Origin of the sequence: Burkholderia sp. E168m23 (assembly GCF_016586125.1) — a bacterium.
In the GTDB taxonomy this organism is placed as follows: Bacteria; Pseudomonadota; Gammaproteobacteria; order Burkholderiales; family Burkholderiaceae; genus Burkholderia; species Burkholderia orbicola.
This window is the reverse complement of sequence record NZ_BCPP01001056.1, coordinates 1-2295: the sequence shown is the minus strand read 5'-3', so window position 1 is coordinate 2295 and position 2295 is coordinate 1. Positions and strand designations below refer to the sequence as shown.

Genomic DNA, 2295 nt, shown 5'->3' with positions numbered 1-2295 from the left:
CGACTACCTGCTCGACCGCAACGAGAACGGCAACCTGCTGCACGGCGGTGCGAACGGTTTTCATCGCGCGCGGTGGGACGTGCTCGACGATGGCGGCGGGCTGACGCTGCAACTCGATTCGCCGGAAGGCGACGCGGGATTCCCCGGCAACGTGCGCGTGCAGGTGCGCTACACGCTCGACGACGACGGCACGCTGACCATCGACTATTCGGGGTGGACCGACGCGCCGACGCCGCTGAACCTGACGAATCACAGTTACTTCAACCTGAACGGGCGCGCGGGCAGCGACGTGCGCGGCCATCTGCTGCACATCGACGCCGATGCATTCCTCGAAGTGGACGACGCGCTGATCCCGACCGGCGCGGCCGACGTGACGGGCACGGCGTTCGATTTCCGGCAAAGCGCGCCGCTCGGCGCGCGCCTCGACTGGCCGCATGCGCAACTGGCGCGGGCGCGCGGCTTCGATCACTGCTACGTCGTCGGCAACGGCGCGCGCGAGGTCCGGCCCGTGGCACGGATCTACGATCCGGAAAGCGGCCGCGAGTTGATCGTGTCGACCGACCAGCGCGGCCTGCAGCTCTATACGGGCAACTATCTCGACGGCTTGCGCGTGAGCGGCGGCACGCGTTGCGTGCCACACGCGGCGCTGTGCGTCGAAGCGGGCGGCTTTCCGGATCAGGTCAACATGGACGGCCTGCGCGACGACGTGATCGTTCGTCCGGGCGACGTGTACCGGCAGACCACGCGGTATCGGGTGGGCGTGCAGGCATAGCGCGCGTGCCGTATCGTCGGCACCCGGCCAGCGCCGCGCGCATCCCGGCCGAACGCCGGGCCGCGCCGCCTCGCGAGACATTGCGACGGCAGGAAAATGCTTTCTACGATTCGTTGGTTTGAGCGGCGCGGCGCAGCCCGTAGCATGGGCGCGTCACCCATCCTCCAGCATCGGAATGTCCGCGCAAACAGACAAGGTCGTCCATTGGCTGCTGTCCAGCCTGGAGCCGAAAAGCCAGCTTTTTCACGTCGGCCAGTATTGCGGCGACTGGCAGGCGTCCACCGCCGGCCGGGCGAAAGCGAGCTTCCACGTCATCCTGCATGGATCGGCGTGGCTGCATTTCGCCGACGGGCGCGACAGCATTCCGGTCGCCGCGGGTGAAGCCGTGTTTCTGCTGCGCGACGTGCCGCACGGGTTGTCGCCGAGCCCGGTCAACCCGCAGGCCTGCGCGGTCGCGGGCGGCCATCCGCTCGAGCGGCGCGGGTCGATGCAACCGCTCGATCCGTCGGTCGACGGCAGCGTCGGGCTCGCCTGCGGCTTCATCGAATTCCACTCCACCGTGTCGCGCGCGATCGTGTCGCTCTTTCCCGAGTATCTGATCGTGCGGCGCGGCGACGACGCGTATCGCGGCATCCACGGGCTGTTCGACCTGATTCGCGCCGAAGGCCGTCACGGCGTCGACGCGCCGTCCCCGCTGATCGACAAGCTGGTCGAACTGCTGCTGTTCTATGCGGTGCGGGATGCCGCCGGGCACGATACCGTGGCCAGCGGGCTCGCCATGCTGATGCAGCGGACTGGGTTCGGCACGCTGGTTGCCGCGATCATCGACGCGCCCGCCGACGCATGGACCACGGAATCGATGGCCGCGTTCGCGAACATGTCGCGCACCGCGTTCTGCAAGCACTTCAGCGAAGCGTCCGGCCATCCGCCGATGCAGTTCGTCACGATGGTGCGGATGCGGCTCGCGGCGGACCTGCTGCAACAAGGCCTGCCGATTTCGCGGGCGGGCGAACTCGTCGGCTATCAGTCGGAATCGGCGTTTGCGCACGCGTTCAAGCGCACGATGGGCATGCAGCCCGGCGCATGGCGCCGCGAGCGCGACGACGCGTCGCGATCGGCGGCGCGCTTGCACTAGCGAGCATCGCGACACCGCGGCGCGCGGCGCGGGACGAACGCACAGGAATCGCGGATGTTCGCGCATTGTCCGGCGGCAGCAGCGCCTCGACAATGATCTCACTGCCCTTTTCGGAGAATCCTGTGAGCCGCCTGCCGTTGCCCACCATCGAGACCGCCCCCGCGGCCAGCCAGCCCTTCCTCGAAAAATCGCAGCGCGCGAACGGCTTCCTGCCGAACCTCGTCCGTTCGCTCGCGAATGCGCCGGTCGCCCTCGAAACCTATCTGACCGTCGCGGAGATCAACGGCCGCGCGGGCCTCACGTTCGCCGAGCGCGAAGCCGTGCAGATCACCGCGGCCGCCGTCCACGGCTGTGCATTCTGCGTGGCCGGCCACACCGCCGCCGCACT

3 protein-coding genes are annotated in these 2295 nt (G+C 68.5%); all 3 read left to right on the top strand.

Annotated elements, in window-relative coordinates:
- The coding region (locus tag JMF90_RS33945; RefSeq protein WP_201326063.1) for an aldose epimerase family protein at positions 1–772 on the top strand (772 nt) is incomplete at its 5' end.
- Positions 773–947: 175 nt separating this feature from the next.
- The gene (locus JMF90_RS33940; protein ID WP_011549901.1) at positions 948–1907 is read left to right on the top strand and encodes an AraC family transcriptional regulator; all 960 of its coding nucleotides are present in this window, start codon (positions 948–950) and stop codon (positions 1905–1907) included.
- A 122-nt stretch (positions 1908–2029) separates the two neighbouring features.
- On the top strand, positions 2030–2295 hold a 266-nt coding region (locus JMF90_RS33935), incomplete at its 3' end, for a carboxymuconolactone decarboxylase family protein (RefSeq protein WP_201326062.1).

Coding starts and splice junctions, on each gene's coding strand:
- JMF90_RS33940 (WP_011549901.1), top strand. CDS start 948: ATGTCCGCGCAAACAGACAAGGTCGTCCATTGGCTGCTGTCCAGCCTG.